This window comes from Paraburkholderia sp. BL18I3N2 (assembly GCF_003001875.1).
GTDB lineage: Bacteria > Pseudomonadota > Gammaproteobacteria > Burkholderiales > Burkholderiaceae > Paraburkholderia > Paraburkholderia phytofirmans.
Genome location: NZ_PVNC01000027.1, coordinates 28,151 through 48,622, shown reverse-complemented (window position 1 = coordinate 48,622; position 20,472 = coordinate 28,151). Strand labels below are relative to the sequence as shown.

Annotated in this window: 18 protein-coding genes and 1 riboswitch; of the genes, 14 read left to right on the top strand and 4 right to left on the bottom strand. The window is 60.9% G+C overall.

Features of this window, described 5'->3' with window-relative positions:
* Nucleotides 1-75: 75 nt before the first annotated feature.
* Nucleotides 76-978 carry a LysR family transcriptional regulator gene (locus tag B0G75_RS36400; RefSeq protein WP_106314569.1) on the bottom strand — a complete coding sequence of 301 codons (903 nt, stop codon included), beginning with the start codon at nucleotides 976-978 and terminating at the stop codon, nucleotides 76-78.
* 136 nt (nucleotides 979-1,114) lie between these two features.
* Between B0G75_RS36400 and B0G75_RS36395 the strand changes: the two genes are divergently transcribed.
* The 5 genes from B0G75_RS36395 to B0G75_RS36375 all read left to right on the top strand — a co-directional run bounded on the left by B0G75_RS36395 (nucleotide 1,115) and on the right by B0G75_RS36375 (nucleotide 5,330).
* Nucleotides 1,115-1,249, top strand: a complete 135-nt coding sequence (locus B0G75_RS36395) for a hypothetical protein (protein ID WP_258194884.1) — start codon at nucleotides 1,115-1,117, stop codon at nucleotides 1,247-1,249.
* Nucleotides 1,250-1,324: 75 nt separating this feature from the next.
* Nucleotides 1,325-2,401 carry an alpha/beta hydrolase gene (locus tag B0G75_RS36390; protein WP_106314568.1) on the top strand — a complete coding sequence of 359 codons (1,077 nt, stop codon included), beginning with the start codon at nucleotides 1,325-1,327 and terminating at the stop codon, nucleotides 2,399-2,401.
* Nucleotides 2,398-3,756: an MFS transporter gene (locus B0G75_RS36385; RefSeq protein WP_106314567.1), complete on the top strand. Its 1,359-nt coding sequence runs from the start codon at nucleotides 2,398-2,400 to the stop codon at nucleotides 3,754-3,756. Before B0G75_RS36390 ends, B0G75_RS36385 begins: the two co-directional genes overlap by 4 nt.
* A 19-nt stretch (nucleotides 3,757-3,775) precedes the next feature.
* Nucleotides 3,776-4,789 carry an alpha/beta fold hydrolase gene (locus tag B0G75_RS36380; protein ID WP_106314566.1) on the top strand — a complete coding sequence of 338 codons (1,014 nt, stop codon included), beginning with the start codon at nucleotides 3,776-3,778 and terminating at the stop codon, nucleotides 4,787-4,789.
* 100 nt (nucleotides 4,790-4,889) lie between these two features.
* Nucleotides 4,890-5,330, top strand: a complete 441-nt coding sequence (locus B0G75_RS36375; protein WP_106314585.1) for a hypothetical protein — start codon at nucleotides 4,890-4,892, stop codon at nucleotides 5,328-5,330.
* Nucleotides 5,331-5,347: 17 nt separating this feature from the next.
* Here B0G75_RS36375 and B0G75_RS36370 read toward each other — a convergent pair whose 3' ends face one another.
* Nucleotides 5,348-5,938, bottom strand: a complete 591-nt coding sequence (locus B0G75_RS36370) for a histidine phosphatase family protein (RefSeq protein WP_106314565.1) — start codon at nucleotides 5,936-5,938, stop codon at nucleotides 5,348-5,350.
* Nucleotides 5,939-6,001: 63 nt separating this feature from the next.
* Nucleotides 6,002-6,144: riboswitch (cobalamin riboswitch) on the top strand.
* 38 nt (nucleotides 6,145-6,182) lie between these two features.
* Here B0G75_RS36370 and B0G75_RS36365 point away from each other — a divergent pair.
* From B0G75_RS36365 to B0G75_RS36350, 6 genes are all read left to right on the top strand, one after another.
* A complete protein-coding gene (locus B0G75_RS36365; RefSeq protein WP_012428410.1) occupies nucleotides 6,183-6,404 on the top strand; it encodes a CbtB-domain containing protein in 222 nt (73 codons plus the stop codon).
* A gap of 11 nt (nucleotides 6,405-6,415) precedes the next feature.
* A complete protein-coding gene (locus B0G75_RS36360) occupies nucleotides 6,416-7,156 on the top strand; it encodes a CbtA family protein (protein WP_106314564.1) in 741 nt (246 codons plus the stop codon).
* A gap of 794 nt (nucleotides 7,157-7,950) precedes the next feature.
* Entirely contained in the window at nucleotides 7,951-10,725 is a 2,775-nt protein-coding gene (locus tag B0G75_RS36355; RefSeq protein ID WP_106314563.1) for a type VI secretion system Vgr family protein, read from the top strand.
* A gap of 3 nt (nucleotides 10,726-10,728) precedes the next feature.
* Nucleotides 10,729-12,051 (top strand): hypothetical protein, encoded by a 1,323-nt coding sequence (locus B0G75_RS40380; protein ID WP_146142582.1) that lies wholly within the window; start codon nucleotides 10,729-10,731, stop codon nucleotides 12,049-12,051.
* A 33-nt stretch (nucleotides 12,052-12,084) separates the two neighbouring features.
* Nucleotides 12,085-12,978: a hypothetical protein gene (locus B0G75_RS40375; protein WP_146142581.1), complete on the top strand. Its 894-nt coding sequence runs from the start codon at nucleotides 12,085-12,087 to the stop codon at nucleotides 12,976-12,978.
* A complete protein-coding gene (locus B0G75_RS36350) occupies nucleotides 12,975-13,226 on the top strand; it encodes a PAAR domain-containing protein (protein WP_106314562.1) in 252 nt (83 codons plus the stop codon). Before B0G75_RS40375 ends, B0G75_RS36350 begins: the two co-directional genes overlap by 4 nt.
* Nucleotides 13,227-13,832: 606 nt before the next feature.
* Here B0G75_RS36350 and B0G75_RS36345 read toward each other — a convergent pair.
* A complete protein-coding gene (locus tag B0G75_RS36345) occupies nucleotides 13,833-15,749 on the bottom strand; it encodes an FUSC family protein (RefSeq protein ID WP_106314561.1) in 1,917 nt (638 codons plus the stop codon).
* Between the two features lie 328 nt (nucleotides 15,750-16,077).
* The gene (locus B0G75_RS36340; RefSeq protein ID WP_181309431.1) at nucleotides 16,078-16,881 is read right to left on the bottom strand and encodes a 2OG-Fe(II) oxygenase; all 804 of its coding nucleotides are present in this window, start codon (nucleotides 16,879-16,881) and stop codon (nucleotides 16,078-16,080) included.
* A 291-nt stretch (nucleotides 16,882-17,172) separates the two neighbouring features.
* Between B0G75_RS36340 and B0G75_RS36335 the strand changes: the two genes are divergently transcribed.
* Genes B0G75_RS36335 through B0G75_RS36325 form a run of 3 tightly spaced genes read left to right on the top strand, consistent with a single transcriptional unit; the run spans nucleotide 17,173 to nucleotide 20,416 of the window.
* On the top strand, nucleotides 17,173-18,015 hold the full coding sequence (locus tag B0G75_RS36335; protein WP_106314560.1) for a MaoC family dehydratase N-terminal domain-containing protein: 843 nt from the start codon (nucleotides 17,173-17,175) through the stop codon (nucleotides 18,013-18,015).
* A gap of 40 nt (nucleotides 18,016-18,055) precedes the next feature.
* Nucleotides 18,056-19,219: an acyl-CoA dehydrogenase family protein gene (locus B0G75_RS36330; RefSeq protein WP_106314559.1), complete on the top strand. Its 1,164-nt coding sequence runs from the start codon at nucleotides 18,056-18,058 to the stop codon at nucleotides 19,217-19,219.
* A gap of 18 nt (nucleotides 19,220-19,237) precedes the next feature.
* Complete coding sequence (locus B0G75_RS36325; RefSeq protein WP_106314558.1) at nucleotides 19,238-20,416, top strand: CaiB/BaiF CoA-transferase family protein; 1,179 nt, start codon at nucleotides 19,238-19,240, stop codon at nucleotides 20,414-20,416.
* Nucleotides 20,417-20,472 lie beyond the last annotated feature (56 nt).

Here is a 20,472-nt window from a genome sequence, read left to right as displayed (position 1 = left end):
TCTTGGTGTCGATAAGAGGCTGATGGATGCTCAGCCGGTACGGCCAGAATGCAATTTCTGTGCCCATGGATGGCGTCATGCGCCGGCGCGCTCCTTCACCAGTTGAATGAAGCGCGTGGCCGCGCTGTTGTGCAATGCCCTGGGATAGGCGAGGTGCAGCGGCGCGCTGAGCTTCGAGGGGTTGCCGAGCGTGCAGTATACGGTGCCCACCTGGTCGTAGCGCTGCATGGAAGCGGGCACCAACGTCACGCCCAGACCCGCCGCCACGAGGTTGATGCCCGACACCATGCGCGGCACTTCACGGGCAATGCGCGGGACGAAGCCCGCTTGCCGGCACGCGGCGAGGATATCGGCATACATGCCGGGTGCGCCTGGACGACGGACCAGAATGAAGTCTTCGTGCGCCAACGCTTTCAACGACACTTGCGGGCGCTTCTTGCCCTTGAGCAACGGATGACCGACCGGCAACACCACGACCATCGGTTCGTCGAGCAGCAGCTCGAACGCCACGCCTTCGCGCGCGTCGACTGGCTTGCGTAGAAAAGCCACCTGAATCTGACCCGCGGCCAGACGCTCGATGATCTCCGCCGCGTTGAGTTCGGCAAGCTCCACGGCGACCTCGGGGCAGACCGCGCGAAACGCGCGGATCGCCTCGGTCGTGAATGGGTGGAACGCAGCGGAGCTGGTCAGTCCGATCGAAATCGTGCCGAGTTCGCCGCGCGCAATCCGGCTCGCCTTTTCGACCGACTGCTGCAGATTGTGCAGCAAGCGTTGCGCGTCTTCCGCGAAGGCCTGACCGGCCGGCGTCAAGGTGACGCCACGCGGCATGCGCACGAATAGCTCAAAGCCGATCTCTTCTTCCAGTGTTCGAATCTGCTGCGAAAGCGGCGGCTGTTGCATGGCAAGCCGCTCAGCCGCGCGCGTGAATTGGCCTTCTTCGGCGACCGCCAGAAAGTAACGCAGATGCCGCAGCTCCATGGTGTTTCGTCTCCTGGGCGGCGCTCCCACGGTCGGTTCGCTGCCATATTCATTACATATGGATTGTACATAAAACGGGTATTTTACATTTGCCACGGCCCGCCCTACGATCTCGTTTCTGTCGAAGCGAACCGATGTGTATGCAACCGTCGCGTATGCCGCGTCCACGCACTACGCCGACGATCAGTACACGCCCGTCGGCTTGACGAGCGACACCGCGTTCGGTCCGAACCAGACCGGTGTGACGCTCGGTATTCGCCACCGGTTCTGAGTATCCGGTTTTTCAGCGGCGGATTTGACGACCCGCCGCGTTCAAGACAGTGCACGGTGATCAGGAGCAAGCTGCATGACTTTCAATCTTTCACGACGTCTCGCGGTGCTGTGTGCGTCGACAGGCGCGGCAGTGTTGGTGACGTTCGCGCAACCCGCGCTCGCGGTGCATGCCTACGAGCCGCATCTGAAGCCGGTGGCGACGATCTCGGATACGCGTTTCACGCTCGACACGCCGCAAGGGCAAGCGGAATTCCCGCTGTATCTGTCGAAGGATTGGAACGTCGCACAGCCGCAGGTGACGCGTGCGGTAATTGTGATTCACGGCAAGCTGCGCAATGCGGACGTGTACTTTCGCACCGCGCAGAATGCCCGCGATGCCGCACATGCTGACCCCGACGCCACGCTATTGATCGCGCCGCAATTCCTCGCCACGCTCGACACTCGCGTGCACGACGAGCCCGCCGATCTGCTGCGCTGGACCGGCGACGCCTGGATGGGCGGCGAAGCGGCGCGCGCGCCGTTGCCGATCAGTTCCTACGAGGTGCTGGACGCGATCGTCGCGCGTCTCGCCGATCGCAAGCTGTTTCCCAATCTGCGGCACGTGGTGTTCGCCGGGCATTCGGGCGGCGGGCAAGTCGTGCAGCGTTACGCCGTAGCGGCACGCAATATCGCCGCGCTGACCGGAGAGGGTATCGATGTGCGGTACGTCGTGGCGAGTCCGTCCACGTACGCATATTTCGATGCGCAACGGCCCAACGCGCAAGGCATTCCCGCGCCGTTCGACGCCCCGCAATGTCCCGACTTCAATCAATGGAAATACGGCATGGACAATCGGCCGCCGTATCTCGACGACCGGACGCCCGCGCAACTCGAAGCGACTTATACGGCGCGGCGGATCGACTATCTGGTCGGCGGCGCGGATGACGATCCGCAGCAGAGCGCGCTCGACAGAACCTGCGCCGCTAAAGCGCAAGGTCCGCAACGCGTCGCGCGCGCCGAGGCGTACTACCGGTACATTCAATCGCGGCATCCGCAAGGTCTCAAGCAGAGCTTTCATATCGTGCCGGGCGTGGGGCACGACGGTGCGCGCATGTTGACCTCGGTATGCGCGTTGTCAGCAATGTTCGACACTCCGGGATGCGAGCAATGAGCGAAGCGACCTTCAATCAGCGCGACGGTGCCGCGTCTGAAGCCGATGCATCGAACGGCCTGAGTCCGTCGATGGTGCGGCGCGCGATCTTCGCCTCCGTCCTCGGCAACGGCCTCGAGTGGTTCGACTTTCTGATCTACGGTTACTTCGCGAAGATCATCGCGCAAGTGTTCTTTCCCGGCGGCAGCGGCTTCGTGTCGATCATGCTGACGCTCGCCACGTTCGCCGTCGGTTTTATCGTGCGGCCAATCGGCGGCATTCTGCTCGGCATCTACGCGGACCGCGCGGGGCGCCGCAAAGCGCTCTCGCTGCTGATCATTTCGATGGCGGCGAGCACTTTGCTGATGGGACTCACACCGGGCTATGCGCGCATCGGCATCGCCGCGCCGCTGTTGGTGGTGCTTGCGCGCCTGTTGCAAGGACTCTCCGTGGGCGGACAGTTCGCGACGGCTTCCGCGATGCTGGTCGAGTATGCGCCGCCGCACAAGAAGATGTTTTACGGCAGCTTCAACATGTCGGCGCAGGCGTTTGCATTGCTGCTGTCCTCCGGGGTCGGCTATCTGTTGACCACGCAGCTCACGCATGAGCAACTGGTGGCTTGGGGCTGGCGTTTGCCGTTTCTGTTCGGCGCGCTGGCGGGACCGTTCGGTTTCTATATCCGGCATCGCGTGGCCGAGTCGCCGGAGTTCGAGCGGCTGCTCGACCACAAGGACAAACCGCCGCGCGTCACGATCCGCCAGTTCTTCCGCGATAACGGCGATGCGGCGATTTGCGCGATGGGCGTGATCATCGTCGGGGCGGCGACTAACTATGTGTGGCACTCGTATCTGTCGGTGTATGTCGAACGGCAATTGCACCTGCCGCTCTCCACCGCGTTGCTCGGCGCGTTCGTGTCCGGCGTGCTGAATCTGTTTCTGTTTCCACTGTCGGGCAAGCTCGCCGATCGTTATGGCGCATACCGGCTGTTCTATCCCATCGTGATCGCGTGGATGGTCTGCGTGTATCCGCTCTATCACTTCGTTGTGACGAATCCGACGCCGGGGCATCTGTTCATCGCGCAAATGATCGCGACGCTGTTCCTCGCGGCGATGTCCGGCGCGCATCCCGGCATGCTCGCGACCTTGTTCCCGGTGCGCAGCCGATCGGCGGGCGTGGCGCTGTCGTACAACATCGCGGTGACGCTGTTCGGCGGCATGGCGCCACTCACCATCACCGGCTTGACGCGCGTGACCGGCAGCAGCCTTACGCCCGCGTTCTACCTGATTTTTGCCGGCTTCGTGTCGCTCGCGATGGTGTACTTCACGCGCGCCGGGCGCATGTCGGGCGGCGCGGCGCCAAGGCCCGTCACTCATTGATCAACCAAGAGCCTATTGCATGACCGAGCCTTTCATCACAGACGACGAACGCGCGCCGAATGAACGTCCCGTCGCGGTCGTCGCGAGCCGGCATCTGAGCGTCGCGACGCAAGCCGGCAGCGGCACCGTGCCGGTGTTTTCGAACGGCGACTGGCTTGCGCCGACGCGCGAAGTCCAACGCGCCGTGATTCTGATTCATGGCCGCCTGCGCAACGGCGACACGTATTTCGAACTCGCGCAGCGTTCGTGCGCGCTCGCCGGCGGCAGCGCGGCCGATACGCTGCTGATCGTGCCGCAGTTTCTCGCGACCGCGGATGTCGTCGCGCATGACCTGCCGCCGTCCACGTTGCATTGGGACTGGACGAGCTGGATGGGCGGCGAGAACGCCGAAGGTCCCGCGCCGATCAGTTCGTTCGATGTGCTCGACGCGATTCTGCATGCGCTGGCGTCGCGCGAGCAGTTTGCGTCGCTCGCCGAAGTGGTGATCGCGGGGCACTCGGGCGGCGCGCAGGTCGTGCAGCGCTATGCGGTGGTGGCGCGCGACGAGGCGCCACTCGTGGCGCGCGGAATTGCGCTGCGCTATGTGGTCGCGAATCCTTCATCGTATGTGTACTTCGATGCGATGCGGCCGGTCGCGTCACCTGTATCCGGCGAGTTCGCGGCGTTCGATCGGGCGCGGTGTCCGTCGTTCAATCGCTGGAAGTATGGGCTCGAGGATTTGCCGGCTTACTCTGGCGATGCGGCTTCAGCGGCAGCGCTCGAAGCGCGTTACGCGCAACGTGACGTGACCGTGCTGCTCGGCGGCGCGGATTGCGATCCGCAGCATCCGGCGCTCGACCGTTCATGCGCCGCGCTCACGCAAGGTGAACACCGGCTCGGGCGCGGGCTGGCTTATGCGCGCTATATGGCGTTGCGACATCCCGACGGACTGGCGAAGCATCGGACGTTTGTGATCGATGGTGTTGGGCACGACGCCAAGGGGATTTTCGGGTCGGCGCAGGCGCTGGCGGCTTTGTTCGGTACTGGTCTGTGATGACGGTGACTGTGGCGCGGTCTTGAGATAGCCGGCGTTGATGGGCATGAAGCGTGCTACCGCGCTAATACTTGTGAGTGACTTCAAGGACCGCGCCGACATGAACAGAATCCGATTGCTTGCCACAGCACTTGCTGCTGCGTCGCTGGGCGTCTTGCTGGCCGGCGGCGCGTATGCCGACGATGCGCCGAGCCCCTGCACATCGCTGAAACGGATCGTCGCGGCCGCCCCTGGCGGGCTCGCCTCATTGACGCCGGACGACGGCAAGGGCGTCGCGCAACCTTACGGCGACGACGCGCAATGTTCGGCGAGCCGCGGCGCGTATCAATGCACGTGGACGCCGCATCACGATGCCGGTTCGACTGCCGACGCGCTGCAAGCTGTCGCGGCGGACATCGCATCGTGTGTTCCGGACGCGACGCACGATCAGAACTCGCCGGCACGTCAGCACTTTTATCTGGGCGCGAAGGGCAAGCGGACTGATATCACGCTGACGCCGACCGGGTCGAACAAGCTGCGTCTGATGGTGTCGGGCGAGTAAGCCGCGGGCGAGAGCGCCTAATGTGACGCCGGCCACCATGTCCAGCCGCGCGGCGAGCGCCGCAACTCGATCATCGAAAGCGGTGCGATTTCAATGCGTGAAAAAATGTCGGGCGATGCACCGAGCGCATACACGATCGCTGCTCGCAGCACCGGCGCATGGGTGACGGCGATCACGTCGCGAGGACGGGTGGATGCACCGTCCATCTCGCCGTCTGACGACGCTTCGAGCCATTCTCCCACCCGTTTCACGAGTTGACTGAACGACTCGCCGCCGTGAGGCGCGGCCTCGGGATCGCGCGTCCATGCGGCGATGTCTTGCGGCGCATCGGCAGCGAGATCGGCGAGCCGCCGTCCTTGCCATTTGCCATAGTTCAGATCCGCCAGGCCGGCTTCGACCGATGCCGCGAGGCCCAGGGCCGCTGCCGTTTCGCGCGCGCAGGCGGCCGGGCTGACGAAAGCCAGCGCGTTGTCCGCCATCGCCGGGGGTAGGCGTGCCGCGTGGGCTTCGGCGATGCCGCGGGCGTCGAGCGGATCGTCGGCCGGAAAACGGCCTGCACGCTGGGCGGCGGTCGATGCGTGGCTGACCAGTAACAGCCGGGTGTCCATTCTGTGCATGTCCTGTAAAGGCACGGCCCAAAGCCGAACGGCGGCGGGATGAAGCGTACGTTTTGCGTTGCCGGCTGCCGAAGTTTAGCGCGTAGAATAGCGTGACTGCGAAGCGCGGAAGCCGGTGAGAGCCCGGCGCGGTCGCGCCACTGTAATCGGCAGCACAAGCCGAAAGCCAGACCTGAGCTTCGCACCAATCCTCTGCAATGACTATCGGGGCGCGTTACCCCAGGAGATGTCCATCATGACCGAAGCTGTTTTCGATCCCGCCAATCAGCCTGTTGCCCAACCCACGCCGATTCCGCTGCGCGAGTTGCTGCCTTGGGTCGTGTTCGGCGGTTTGCTGTTGTTGCTCGCGCTTTACTTCGTGGGTGCGGAACAGGGCGCCACCTCGCTGGTGCCGGGCATGTACGTGCATGAGTTCGTGCACGACGGCCGCCATCTGCTCGGCTTTCCCTGCCACTAACGGAGTCGACCATGGTTGGTAAATTGTTGGTACGCGGCATGCTCGCAGGCATCGCCGCGGGACTGCTCACGTTCGGCTTCGCCCGGGTGGTGGGCGAGCCGCAGGTCAATCAGGCGATTTCGTTCGAAGAGAAGGCCGACGCAGCGAAAGGCGAGGCGCCTGAGCCTGAGATCGTGAGCCGCGATACACAGCGGGGCATCGGCTTGTTGACTGGCGTGCTGACTTACGGCGCGGCTTTCGGCGGGCTGTTCTCGCTTGTGTTCGCGTACGCCTATGGGCGAGTGGGTGCGTTGAGCCCGCGCGCGTTGTCCGCATGGCTCGCGCTTGGCGCGTTCATTGCGCTCGCGGTCGTACCGAATCTGAAGTATCCGGCGAACCCGCCCTCGGTCGGCGACCCTGAGACCATCGGCACGCGCACGGGGTTGTTCTTCCTGATGATTGCGATTTCGCTGGCTGCGATGGTGTTCTCGCTCAAGGTGCGGCGTCGTGCGGCGATGAAGCTTGGCGCGTGGAACGGCTCGATTGTGGGGGCGGTGGTGTTCATCGTGATCATCGCTGCGGTGCAGTTGTCGATGCCTACGATCAACGAAGTGCCGGAGGCTTTCCCGGCGGTGCTGCTGTGGAAATTCCGCATCGCGGCGCTCGGTATGCAGGCGATTATGTGGGCGACGATCGGGCTGCTGTTTGGGGCACTGGTCGAGCGGAGTGTGTTGACGCGAGTCGGCGGACGGGCGGCGGTTAAGTCGGCTTGATTTGCATGGCGTGAGCGCGACTGGTTTGGTGGTTACGCTTTGCGCTTTGCGGTTTGCTCTCCGCGCGTCGCTTTTCGCGGTTTGCGCGCAGTGGTTGAGATGGGTTCTGCGTCAAGGAGTTGGGGCGGCGGTGCTGGAGATACATCGCTGGGCCGGGTTGGGCGAAGGCCGTGTGTGCAGCTTGCGCTCGCGCAGGTGGATCGTGACGAACCGGGTGCGCGCTGGTACGAGAAGGACGGTAAATCATAGGATGTGATTTTTGCGACCCTATCACTGACGGCGACTAGTTGCGCATGTCATGCACTGCATGAACTCAGGGGCGGCTGCGGCCGCCCCTTTTCTGTTTTCAAGTCTCTTGTTCCTTTCGCCGGAGTTGCCTTATCGCTACTCCGTCGCGCCATACGTACAGTGGCCGCGTGTCCGTTACCTGTCCAACTCTCAACAGTGTCCGCCTTCTTCGGCGGTTGCTGCTTTGCCTGCCTCGTGCGGGCTGCCTCACAGTCTGTCGGGACTTGTCCTGCGTCAATCAAGCCGTTGCCTGGCTATGCATAATACCTATCTGGATTTTGTTTTACGAATCTGTGACTGTTTTTAGCTGTACACCGGCTTGAGCGGATTTGATAATGCATAGGCAAGCCGACACCGCGAACATGGAGCGCATCTCTGGATATTTTGTAGGATTCCGTAATACTTGGATTCGATAAGACTTAGAACCCCAACTTTCCGAGGGACAGGCAATGTCGTGGCTTATAACCGCTTCCCACTGTTTCCTGACCCGCTGACGCGAGGCACGCATGACCCGGTGGACCACCCAGACGCGCACCCTCACGTTCAGCGGTGCCGCGCTTCCCGAAATCATCGGCGTCGATTACCGCAGCCGGCAATGCATCGAAATCAGGGAGCCGATGCTCACTGTTCGTCGTCTCCGGGGACGCGAAGCGGTGGGCGAGCTGTTCGAATACGTCGTGGAAACAGAGGTCGAAAACCCGGACTTCCTGCAGGACCCGGAGAGCGTCGCGCAGCTCGATCTGGCGGCCATCGTCGGTACATCCGGCACTGTCGCGATCCAAGTCGCTGGCATCGGCACCTTTCGAGCCGGCGCGAAAGGCGACACGGGGCGCGCGAATGTCGGCGCTGATACGCGCTATATCAATGGCGAAATCGTTTCAGCGCGCATCCGGTGCATTGAGGATCGCGCGGCGGTTTTCGAGTTCGTATTGCGCCCGTTTGTGTGGCGTGCGACGCTGAACTGCGATTCGCGCATCTTCCACGGTACCGTAATCGAGGTGCTTGAAGAAGTGCTGCAGCCCTATGTGGGCACCGTCGAGTGGCGCGTTGGCGGAATGTGGCCCGGCAAGGGCTATCCACCGCGCGACATGATCCGGCAGGCATGGGAGTCGGACTGGCAATTCGCGTCTTTTTTAATGGAAGAGTTCGGACTCTTCTACTGGTTCGAACACCGTGACGACTTTCACTCCCTTGTCATCTCTGACCTGCTGAGTGGTTTCCGTCCACATGGCGTAGCCTATGAAACGCTTCGCTATCACACCGGAAGCCGCATTGATGAGGAACACATCAGCGAACTGTCGATCGCGTACACGCTGACACCAGGCAAGGCCACGGTCAACGACCATAACTACGCGGAGCCGCGCCTTGCAAAAAGTCTTGTACCGGACCGCGAAAACTATGAGGACGCGCGCGGCACAGCGAGCCTGGACATCGAAATCTATGAACCTGCCGACTTTGCCCAGCCCGAGGCGCGGCGCACGGCAGCCGATGCGAACGACGAGAGCGGCGAAGGCCAGCACCTTGCGCGGGTCAAACTCGAGTCGCGGCGTTGCCAGGGTTTGCGCGCAACCGGTAGAGGCCATCTCCAGGCACTTCAGCCGGGGCGCACGTTCACGCTTGCGGGCTATCCGCAGGAGCGCGCGAACTGTGAATACATCGTTCTGAGTTGCGATCTGGACATGACCGAAGTCGGCACGTCTTCGGGTCCGACGCGTCAATACACGGTCAACACGGAGTTTGAACTGCAACCGGCCAACGAGTATTTCCGGCTGCCCCAAGTCACGCCCCGGCCGCGCATCGACGGCTATGAATATGCCGTGGTGGTCGCGCCGCAGGATAAGGAAATGTACATCGACTACCGCAACCGGCTGCGCATCCAGTTCGACTGGGACCGGCAGGCGAATCTCGATGGCGCGACTTCGATCTGGGTGCGCGTCATGACGCAATGGCAGGGTGGCGAGCTGGGCGTGGTTGCACCCGGTCGCGCGGGTCAGATGGTGCTGGTGTCGCACGTGCACGGTGACCCGGACCGGCCTGTCGTCGCCGGATTCGTGGTGGACAAGTTCAACATGCCGCCGTGGGAACTGCCGGCCAATGCTGCGTTGAGCGGCATGCGCAGCAAGAGTCTTGGGTATGGTCTGCGCTCCAATCATCTCGCGTTGGACGATACACCCGGCAAGATGCAGGCGCAGCTCGCAAGCGACCAGGCGAATTCGCGGTTTGTAGCGGGCTTCAACACGCGCATTGATGGCACGAAGGGGCGCACCGAGGCGCGGGGTGAAGGGATCGAGATTGCCACCGATGCGCACCTTGTAGGCCGTGGAAACCGGGGCGTGCTGCTCACTTCAGAGACGCGTGTGGGCGCGAGCGCTCCCGTGAAGGATATGGGCGAGACGGTGGCGCGGCTCACGCAGGCGCGGCAGCAGCATGAGGACCTGTCAAAACTGGCGACGCAGCACAACGCGCAGACAATCGACGCTAGCCAGAGCGATGCGGCCAGCACGATCAGGACGCAGAACGACGCAATCCGGGGTGGACAGAAGACGGAGGAGAATCCATCGCCCGAAATGACTCGGCCGGACGTGGTGATGGCGAGTGCGGCGGGTATTGCGACCACTGCGGCAGACAGCACGCACATGGCGAGTGTAGGCGATCACGCGATTACAGCGGGACGGGACGTGAGTGTGTCTTCGGGGCGCTCGCTGTTCGCATCAGTGCGCGGAGCATTCAGAGTGTTTGCCTATCAGCTCGGCATGAAGCTAATCGCGGCGAAAGGCCGGGTGGACATCCAGGCGCAAAGCGATCAGATGGCATTGGCGGCACTCAAGGACCTCACGATCAGCAGCACCGACGGCAGGATCGTGCTGACGGCTGCAAAGGAAATCTGGCTCGGTGCAGGCGGGTCGTACATCCAGATCAACGGTGGCGGGATCATCAACGGGTCGCCGGGGGCAATTCTGGAGAGAGGTGCGGCCTGGGACGTGCCAGGGCCGGATACACAGCGCGTGCGCGTGCCTGATCTCCCTGGAGACAAGATTCACAGTGCGCAATTTGTTGTCCGCGACCGCAGCGGTAACCCGTTACCTAACTACCCCTATCAGATCAAGACGGAAAACGGCCCGGCCTGGTTCGGGCGCACAGATGAGCACGGGCATACGGAGCGGGTCTGGACGGCAAGCCCCCAGGATGTCGCCGTATATCCCGTTCACGGCTTGGCCGAGGCGGAAGAAGAGGACACGACGGACGATTGCTGTGACGTTAAACCTTCAAAATACGAGTAACTAATGCCAGCTACGCCGCAGACTTCATCCGCAACCATGACAACCGCCCAGGACATGCCAACGTATGATGTGACGGTTACCGATCGCGTAGTCATTTTTATCATTTATTGCGCACCCTTGGACGCAGGCAATAGTATGTATCAATTCGTCCATCCAAATGATTCTTCTTTGTACGGAGTAACGGATTCGGCGTCGTTTCTAACGCGAATGCCCTATGTTGTAGTTGATGCCGATACGAAGAAGGTTATTTTCCCAAGAGTTAATGAAAACGGGGAGACAGCGGCGATTCAGAGCGTAAGTTCCACAAACGTTCTTCATGATGGCGCGCGCAAGGTGCATGCGTTGCCAGCAATTCATATTCCGCATGATGTTCATAGAATTGCGTTGCACATTGCAAACGATGCATTTCACTACAACAGGAAATTTCAATTATTTGCATGGACCGTTCCTGACGTTGCGCATAGCAAAGTTCATATTTATGAAATGCGATCCGACTTAAAGGGTAGATTTTCATCTGTAAATAATATTACGTCTCCAGCCGATAATAGCTTGGTTCAGAAGCCGGCGGTCACCGACGAATACTATGGATACTTGGACGGTGATCTTTGGCTTAACATTAGCCACGAATTTACCGACCAGGACATTACGAGGCTTTGCCCGCCAGAAACCTTGTCACGAAATGTCCTTGCGGGAGCGCTCCAACAAACCACGCCAGTCGGGTCAATTGCTTCGGCTGGCGCGACTCAGACTGGTACTGGAATTGTCGCCAGCAGTACGGAACAGGTTCACATTGACTGGCTGGTTGCGCTCGCTCCGCTGTATGCATCGGGCAATGGATCGCGTTCAATGGCGTCTTTTACCGTCGAGATTACTATTTTAAACATTACGCTAATTTTCAGTGCGCGTGCGTTGGCGAACGCTATTAACACGAGCGCGCACACAACGGTTCAGGAAGCTCTCCGTCGCACGTCGCCGCGAACCTTCGCGGCAATATTAAAAGCCGCTTGGCGATTGCATATTAATACCGTCTCACTTTCGAGTTCATGGCGGCCAATGCTAGGGTCCAGATTGCACAAGATGGGCCTCGGTTTAGATGTAACAAAAATTGAGGACTCAGCCGAACATGTCACATTCACCATTCACAATAGTGCCACTACTGACCGTGGGCAACATTTTCCAACTGGCGCTGCAGGCCAAAAAATGGCACGGCTGTATCAAGAGTTAAACGGCGACCATGAAGTCTTGGGCGGTGCCGTTTATACACCGTGGGTGAACTGGGTCGAACCGCACGACGCGCACATGCATATAACGGTTAAAGATGAGTAAAAATAAGGTGATTGTTAACATGCGGGGTGATTAATGAAATTTAGCCGGCTGTCCATTGTGTTAATGGCGTTTATTTTGTGTGCTGCTAAGTTCGCCGCCGCGAATGAAATAAAGGTAAATGATGTGCGTATTACGTATGGGGAGCTTTTAAAGCCTCGTTGTGAGTTGTTTTTGAGACATCCTTTAGGGACGTTGCCAGAAGGATATGGAAGCGGTTACGACTGGTGCCGTCAGTATTCGAACTATAAAGATGACGATGTAATAAATTCACTGAATGACCCGGCCAGTGCATCGCCTGTCCAAGTTTTTAAGAGGGAATATATATCGCTTGATGAATTTATGCCATGGACAGGTACTCCGCCTATTCGCGCCCGGTTTTCAATAGGTGCTAGACATGAAGATCCCGATCCTGATCAGACTCCTTCCTATTTGCCATATATTTCGAAAAGCAGAGTGGCTGACTATATTCTCATTGATGAAATAGGATATGAAATTAATCCAAAAAATAGAAGAAGGACTGGTTATAGATTTTATGAGTTTGTAGGTAAATGCTATTTGGCGACAGTTACCAAACCGCGTGTTTACAAGTATTCAACTGCTTGTCAGTTGAAAAAAAGCTATGAAGGATTTCCAAAATCCATTGATACGTCGAGCCTTCCGTGGATCAACATAATGACTCAGAACACGGTCGATCTTGATGAACGTATGCCCGCCGATTCTGTTGAAGTTCCCGGAGTGATGCCGGTTAAACCGTTGATTTACTCAGACTTTCCGCTCACGCATGACGGAAAAGTGAGTAAGGGCAGAGCTATGTGCATGGCAGATTGTGCATCCGGCATGCTTATGAAACTGCTGCATGTCGGGCAAAGCATCTGGGGGCCGTCAAGAAAACCGCCAGTCATCGAAACTCATGGAACATCGCAATGATCGACCTTATCCGCCTCAACGACACCACCGATCACGGCGGCGAAGTCGTTACCGCCTCCGACACGATGCAGTATGGCGGCCGGCGCGTTGCCCGCAAGGGCGACCGTGTGACATGTCCGCAGCATCCCGACGTGGAGCCGAATGTCATCATCGAGGGCGACGACAAGATCACCGACCACGGCATACCGGTTGCCCGACACGGCCACCACGCCACCTGCGGATGCAGCCTGATTTCCAGCATTGTGTAGATGGCGTGTCCGCGCCCCATGAACGGCGTGGATGGTACTGGCTGTCAAAAAGATTGAGCACATTGCGATGGCCGCAGTTAAAAGGACGCCGAGGGCAGGCACGCGGCACCCTCGAAGACATGCAGACGCTCGCACACGGTCATAACGGGCGCTGTCCGTCCCACCTATCGCGACACGAAAAAAGCTGCTCTGGCGGTGCAACCAAGGCCATACATGGCAGTCGACATAGAGCAACGTGAAGGCGGAACCTGGTGCCAGCTCGGCGGCGAGGCGCCGCGTCTCCTGCGAATAACAGCGCTGTGTAACGATGATGCGAGCGAAGAGGACCGACTTATCAGGTCCAGTCCAGGCTAATACAGGTTAGCGCTGGGCTCTGCAGCCCTATCACCGTGCTCGATGGGGAACGGCCCACACATTCCCACGCTGTATGCACGGCAGCATCGACAACTCACCTGTTCAGGCTTTAGACAAGCCACTTGCCTTGTCAGGGTGGGTTATGGGTAACGTTACCTTGAAATTTAAAGGCGACACATGCCCAATATGCAGGGCCGTCCCGTTGAAGGGGACGAAGGTTTCCCGCGCCGCTACCACCATTCCACGACCTCCCTACACGCCCCTTCCCCGCACCCCCCAATTGAAAACCCGCCGCGTATCCGAAACCGGCTGCATCAACCGATCGCACAACTGCGCAACGGCGCCATCCAATTGTGCAAGCGCCGGTGCCTTGTTCACATCGAAAGCAATGGCGGGCATCATCGCTCCACGTTCATCCGATTCATTGCGCGCAGCGCCCCCCACACCGCCGCCATAACGCGCAATCAAAGTATCAAGCCGCGCCACGATCGACTCGACATGCGCCGCACCCACCTCTGCCGCGTTAAGCGCTACCGCGTCCTGCAATCCGCCGCGTCGCGCAGGCCCATTCAGTACGCGCGCCCAATGCAGGCAACACAGCAGCGACCCGGTCGCCAGCTCGACATCCGGGTTCCACACCACCACGCGTTGCGTCTGCAGTGGCCGCAGCGCGATCCGCAGATCATGCCAACTGCGATCGAGCTTACGCATCGCCGCAACCGCATCAGCAGCTTGCGCACCTGCCCCCGAGAGCCGCACCACGTCGCGTAACGTGCCCAGCACCGCCGCAAGTCTCGCCTCGACATGCCGCGTCGCTGCAAGCGGCATCATGAGCATCGCGACGGCGAACGACACGAGGCAACCCACCAGCACTTCTTCGATTCGCAGTTCGACCAGCGGCCCCATCGCGAACCCCAGCTCGCCGTAAACCAGGCCGACGAGCACGGTGATAAAAAACACCCCCGGCGCGTACGCGCTCAAGATGTAATAAGCCCAGCCGAACACGCACAACACCATCGCGATCACCAGCAATACCGGCGAATCATGCAACGGCGCGACCAGCAACACGCTGACGAGCGCGCCGGCGAGCGTCCCCACGAGGCGCTGCGCGCCGCGATACACCGTATCCGCGCGCGACCGCGTGCCGAGAAACACGACGAACGTCGTAATGACCGCCCAGAACCAACGCTCCGGCGAAAGCGAATGGCCGATCAGCATCGCGAGCAATGCAGCGGTCGTGGCGCGCGTGGCGGGGAGCCAGCAGAGCTTGCTGCGCAAATCGGCGAAGCGCTGCGGCGCGGTCAGCGTAACTAAAGCGCCCGTTAGTGCGGACGAATCGCGTCGCATGGCGCCTCGCTGCGCAATCTCCTTGAGCCGCGCAATCGCGTGACGTAATACATCGGTACGCGCCTTGACAGCATCATCCGCGGGTCCGGATGCAAACGCATACTGCCCAGCCGCCACTTCCACTTCGACGATCCGTTCACGAATCGTCTCCGCTTCCGACGGATTGAGCAGCGCCAACTGTTCTTCGAGCGATAGCGCAGCTTCGTTCAACGCGGAGAGATGCGCGGCAACGGGAGCGTGAAGCACACGCGACGCGCGCAGCGTCACCGTATGAACGGCGAGGCGAAAACTTGCCGCGACTCGCATCGGCACGATCACGCGGCCCACCAGCGCGACCATCAGCGGGCCGAACGCGGACAGCAGAAGCGACTGCACGAGATGCGCCGTCGAAGGATGCAGATAGAGGCCGAGATAAAAACACACCACGCCCAGCATCGCGCAGCCCAATGCGCGCGGTCCGCATGCCTGGCACAGCATGCCGATGAACATCACCAACAGGAAGCCCGCATCGCCGGCCAGCGGATAAAGGCTCAACACGCTCGCCATGGCAAAGCACACGCAAGCGCAGAGATAAAGACAGAAGAGCGTGCCGAACCAGGCAGTCCGCCGCGCATCGCGTACGAACAACGGCGCGACCATCGCAAAGAGGATGCCGGGCGCGGCGAGCGTAATGGGCTGATCCTGGGAAACGGTCCACGCGATAGTGGCCACGCCGGTGAGCAGGCAGGCGAGCGCGACGCGCAGCGCGGTATGGAGGCGCACGAGTCCCGGGTCCGCAGCTAGCAGGCGGTCGGCGACGCGCGATAACGCGGCAGCAATCATGATCGATGATGTCCAGGCTAATTGGCCGCGACCGGCTTTTGGCCGATCGCGGCAGGGCGGGCGCGTAGGCCCGCCACCTTCGTATCGTCGAACGGGGCCGCCACACCGGGATCACCGGCTGACAGCCCCGTCCGTCGACGGGCGATAACGCTCGAACAGACACGCCGAATGCGCTGCAAGGGTGGCGCAGCGCATCCAGCGGGTTCGGGTTTTCCCGAATGATACCTGGTCAAAATTGCGACTGTCGAATTTTTGCCGCAGCGCGGCAGTTCAGTAATTCAGCAGTACATGGCGCACGTCAAACCAAGGCAAGCGAAACGCGCACGCCTCAAGTCGCGTCGTGGAAAATCACCCCAAGCGTATGCCGTTGGCCTGAGCGCAAGCGGCTCACACCGTGCCGCAGATTCACCCGGTACGGACCGCGCGTCCCCTGAACCGGCCGGTGATGAACCGCGAACACCACCGCATCGCCCTTGCGGAGCGGCACCACTTCCGTACGCGACTGCATGCGCGGCCGCTGCTCCGTCATGACGAATTCGCCGCCGGTGAAGTCCACGCCGGGTTCGGACAGCAGAATCGCGACCTGCAGCGGGAAGACGTGTTCGCCGTAGAGATCCTGATGCAGGCAGTTGTAGTCGTCGGCTGCGTATTGAAGCATCAGCGGTGTTGGGCGCGTCTGACCTGCGGCGTGGCAACGCTCGATAAATTCCGCGTGCGTAGCCGGATACCGAACGCCGATCCCCATTGCCTCGTTCCAGCGATTCGCCACCGGCGCGAGATGCGGATAAAGCGCGCAGCGTAAATCGGTGACCAACGGCGGCAGCGGATAAGCAAAGTACTTGTATTCGCCGCGGCCAAAACCGTGCCGCGCCATCACGACGCGGCTACGAAACAACGCATCGTTCGGATAGAGCGCGCTCAGCGCATCGCATTCCTCCGAGCTGAGCAGATTGCGCAGCATCGCGCAGCCGTAAGCATTCAATTCTGCTTCGACCTCGAACCAGTCGATCGCACCGATACGCTGCGCGTGCGAGTCACCCGTGCCCGCTTCTGGCTTCTGGCCTGCGCCAGCTTTCAAGTCCAGCGCCAATTCCAGCGAGCGCGACTGCATACCCTTCGCGACCGTATCCATAAACTTTCTCCAATCAAGCGATCACCAGAACGATGATTGAGTGTAAGGACGGGCGTGATGCCGCGCACTCCGACTCTTGCTTTTCAATTCCGTGCTGTTCACAGCCCGTGCCTCGACAATAAGCGCATGATGTTCAGACCGGTCCGCTAGCACCGCCCCGCCACAGGGCGGTGCAGCGAGCCTTAAGCAAATCCAAACGCCCGCTTCGAAAATGCAAACTTCGCAGGACATGCCGCGTCGTTCATAGTAAGACCCTATTAAGCCCAATACGCGTATCCGGAGACTGTGCCCATGTCTGCTTCCCCGCAGAAACTCGACGACTGGCTCGACAAGCAAGAGGTGCTCAAGGACGACATCACCGCCTTTCCGCTAAAGGCGATGGCCGCCACGCTCGATCGCGAAGAAAGCGGGGACAGCGTGCCGCCGCTGTGGCACTGGCTGTACTTTCTGCCGGTGGCACCGATGTCCGAAGTCGGCCCGGACGGCCATCCGAAGCGCGGCGGTTTCCTGCCGCCCGTGCCGCTGCCGCGCCGCATGTGGGCCGGCGGCCGCCTGACCTTTCACGCGCCGCTGAAAGTGGGCGAACGTGCCACGCGTACTTCGACGATCGCCAATATCGAAGACAAGACCGGCCGGTCCGGCCGTCTCGTGTTCGTCACGGTGCAGCACACGATCGAAGCCGGGGGCGAACTGAAGCTCGAAGAGGAGCACGACATCGTCTACCGCGACGCGCCGCAGGATGGCGCGCGTCCACCGCAGCCGCAGCTCGCCCCAGAAGGCGAAACGTGGCGCCGCACAATCGACGCCGACGCCGTCATGCTGTTCCGCTACTCGGCGCTAACCTTCAACGGCCACCGTATTCACTACGACTATCCCTACGTCACGGAAGTCGAAGGCTATCCAGGCCTGATCGTCCACGGTCCGTTGATCGCGACCCTGCTGGTCGACCTGGTGCGCCGCGAACAACCGCAGGCCACGCTGCAAAGTTTCGCTTTCAAGGCGGTGCGTCCGACCTTCGCCGGCCAGGCTTTCACGGTATGCGGCAAGCCTTCCGCCGACGGCAAGATCATCGAGTTGTGGGCCAAAGACCACGAGGGCTATCTGACCATGCGCGCCACGGCCGCTATTGCCTGAGCTTCGCCCGAGCTTCGCCTGAACTCCAAGAGATTCGATTATGCAAACCACGCAGCAGGATTCCTTTCAGGACATTCGCGAAGCCGTACGCGATCTGTGCCAGCAATTTTCCGGCGAGTACTTTCGCAAGATCGACGAAGCGCGCGGCTACCCTGAAGAATTCGTCGACGCGCTCACCAAAGCCGGCTGGCTGGCCGCGCTGATTCCGCAGGACTTCGGCGGCTCGGGGCTGGGGCTGACCGAAGCGTCGGTCATCATGGAAGAAATCAATCGCGCCGGCGGCAACTCGGGCGCCTGCCACGGCCAGATGTACAACATGGGCACGCTCTTGCGCCACGGTTCCGAAGAGCAGAAGCGCAAGTATCTGCCGAAGATCGCGTGCGGCGACTTGCGTCTGCAATCCATGGGCGTGACCGAGCCGTCCACCGGCACGGACACCACGAAGATCAAGACCACCGCCGAGCGCCGCGGCGACCGCTATGTCATCAACGGACAGAAGGTGTGGATCTCACGCGTGCAGCATTCGGATCTGATGATCCTGCTCGCGCGCACCACGCCGCTTACGGACGTGAAGAAGAAATCGGAGGGCATGTCGATCTTTATCGTCGATCTGCGCGAAGCGATCGGTCACGGCATGACCGTGCAGCCGATTCTGAACATGGTCAATCACGAAACCAACGAACTCTTCTTCGACAACCTCGAAATCCCCGCCGAGAATCTGATCGGTGAAGAAGGACAGGGCTTCAAATACATCCTCGACGGGTTGAATGCGGAGCGCACGCTGATCGCCGCCGAATGTATCGGCGATGGTTACTGGTTCGTCGACAAGGTCACCGGGTACGCGAAAGAGCGCATCGTATTCGGCCGTCCGATCGGTCAGAACCAGGGCGTGCAGTTTCCGATCGCGCGCTCGTTCATCAATGTCGAGGCGGCCAGCCTGATGCGCTTCGAGGCGGCGCGCCGTTTCGATGCGCATCAACCGTGCGGCGCCCAGGCGAACATGGCGAAGCTGCTCGCGGCTGACGCCTCCTGGGAAGCGGCCAACGCGTGTCTGCAATTCCACGGCGGCTTCGGCTTTGCCTGCGAGTACGACGTCGAACGCAAATTCCGTGAGACGCGTCTTTACCAGGTCGCGCCGATTTCCACCAATCTGATTCTTTCGTACGTGGCCGAGCATATTCTCGGGCTGCCGCGTTCGTTCTGACCTTCGGGCGCCAACAACATGAGACCACTCGACGGTATCAAGGTCGTCACGCTCGAACACGCAATCGCCGCGCCGTTCTGTACCCGTCAACTCGCGGATCTGGGCGCGCGGGTGATCAAGATCGAGCGGCCCGGCGTCGGCGACTTTGCGCGCGGCTACGACGAGCGCGTGCATGGACTGTCGTCGCATTTCGTCTGGACCAATCGTTCGAAGGAAAGCCTTGCGCTCGATCTGAAGCAGTCTGCCGCTGCGGAGATTCTCGATGCACTGGTCGCCGACGCGGACGTATTGGTGCAGAACCTCGCCCCCGGCGCAGCGGACCGGCTTGGTCTCGGTTACGACACGCTGAGCGAGAAGTATCCGAAGCTGATCGTCTGCGATATTTCCGGCTATGGTTCCGACGGACCGTATCGCGACAAGAAAGCCTACGACCTGCTGATTCAGAGCGAATCCGGTTTTCTGTCGATCACCGGTTCGCCGGGCGAGCCGGCCAAGGCCGGATGCTCGATTGCGGATATTGCGGCGGGCATGTACGCGTACTCGAACATTCTGAGCGCGCTGCTATTGCGTGGCCGCACGGGGTGCGGCTGCCGCATCGACGTATCGATGCTGGAGAGCATGGTCGAGTGGATGGGTTATCCGCTCTATTACGCGATCGACGGTCAAACGCCGCCCGCGCTCTCCGGCGCGGCGCACGCCACGATCTATCCATACGGCCCGTTTCCCGCGGGCGACGGCAAGACCGTGATGCTCGGTCTGCAGAACGAGCGCGAATGGAAGCTCTTTTGTGAGCGCGTGTTGATGCAGCCGGAACTCGCCACCGACGAGCGCTTCAACTCGAACTCGAAACGCACGTCGGCGCGTGACGCGTTGCGCGAGGTGATCGTCGCGGCCTTTGCGAAGCTGAGCGCGGCGCAGGTCATTGAGCGGTTGGATAACGCCGGCATCGCCAACGCGCAAATGAACTCGCTCGGCGATGTGTGGGCGCATCCGCAATTGCATGCGCGCGAGCGCTGGCACGAAGTCGGCACGCCAGCGGGCGTGGTGCCCGCGTTATTGCCGCCGGGTTTGCCGACAGATGTCGAACCGCGCATGGATCCGGTTCCCGCGCTCGGCGAGCATACCGACGCGATTCTGCGCGAACTCGGCTACGACAGCGCGCGGATCGACGCGCTGCGAGCCGCCGGCACGATCTGAATGTTTTTAGCTTCGCCGGCGCGTGAGCGACGCCACGCCGGCGACCTGAACGAATA

Coding starts and splice junctions, on each gene's coding strand:
- B0G75_RS36400 (WP_106314569.1), bottom strand. CDS start 978: ATGGAGCTGCGGCATCTGCGTTACTTTCTGGCGGTCGCCGAAGAAGGC.
- B0G75_RS36390 (WP_106314568.1), top strand. CDS start 1,325: ATGACTTTCAATCTTTCACGACGTCTCGCGGTGCTGTGTGCGTCGACA.
- B0G75_RS36385 (WP_106314567.1), top strand. CDS start 2,398: ATGAGCGAAGCGACCTTCAATCAGCGCGACGGTGCCGCGTCTGAAGCC.
- B0G75_RS36380 (WP_106314566.1), top strand. CDS start 3,776: ATGACCGAGCCTTTCATCACAGACGACGAACGCGCGCCGAATGAACGT.
- B0G75_RS36375 (WP_106314585.1), top strand. CDS start 4,890: ATGAACAGAATCCGATTGCTTGCCACAGCACTTGCTGCTGCGTCGCTG.
- B0G75_RS36370 (WP_106314565.1), bottom strand. CDS start 5,938: ATGGACACCCGGCTGTTACTGGTCAGCCACGCATCGACCGCCGCCCAG.
- B0G75_RS36365 (WP_012428410.1), top strand. CDS start 6,183: ATGACCGAAGCTGTTTTCGATCCCGCCAATCAGCCTGTTGCCCAACCC.
- B0G75_RS36360 (WP_106314564.1), top strand. CDS start 6,416: ATGGTTGGTAAATTGTTGGTACGCGGCATGCTCGCAGGCATCGCCGCG.
- B0G75_RS36355 (WP_106314563.1), top strand. CDS start 7,951: ATGACCCGGTGGACCACCCAGACGCGCACCCTCACGTTCAGCGGTGCC.
- B0G75_RS40380 (WP_146142582.1), top strand. CDS start 10,729: ATGCCAGCTACGCCGCAGACTTCATCCGCAACCATGACAACCGCCCAG.
- B0G75_RS40375 (WP_146142581.1), top strand. CDS start 12,085: ATGAAATTTAGCCGGCTGTCCATTGTGTTAATGGCGTTTATTTTGTGT.
- B0G75_RS36350 (WP_106314562.1), top strand. CDS start 12,975: ATGATCGACCTTATCCGCCTCAACGACACCACCGATCACGGCGGCGAA.
- B0G75_RS36345 (WP_106314561.1), bottom strand. CDS start 15,749: ATGATTGCTGCCGCGTTATCGCGCGTCGCCGACCGCCTGCTAGCTGCG.
- B0G75_RS36340 (WP_181309431.1), bottom strand. CDS start 16,881: ATGGATACGGTCGCGAAGGGTATGCAGTCGCGCTCGCTGGAATTGGCG.
- B0G75_RS36335 (WP_106314560.1), top strand. CDS start 17,173: ATGTCTGCTTCCCCGCAGAAACTCGACGACTGGCTCGACAAGCAAGAG.
- B0G75_RS36330 (WP_106314559.1), top strand. CDS start 18,056: ATGCAAACCACGCAGCAGGATTCCTTTCAGGACATTCGCGAAGCCGTA.
- B0G75_RS36325 (WP_106314558.1), top strand. CDS start 19,238: ATGAGACCACTCGACGGTATCAAGGTCGTCACGCTCGAACACGCAATC.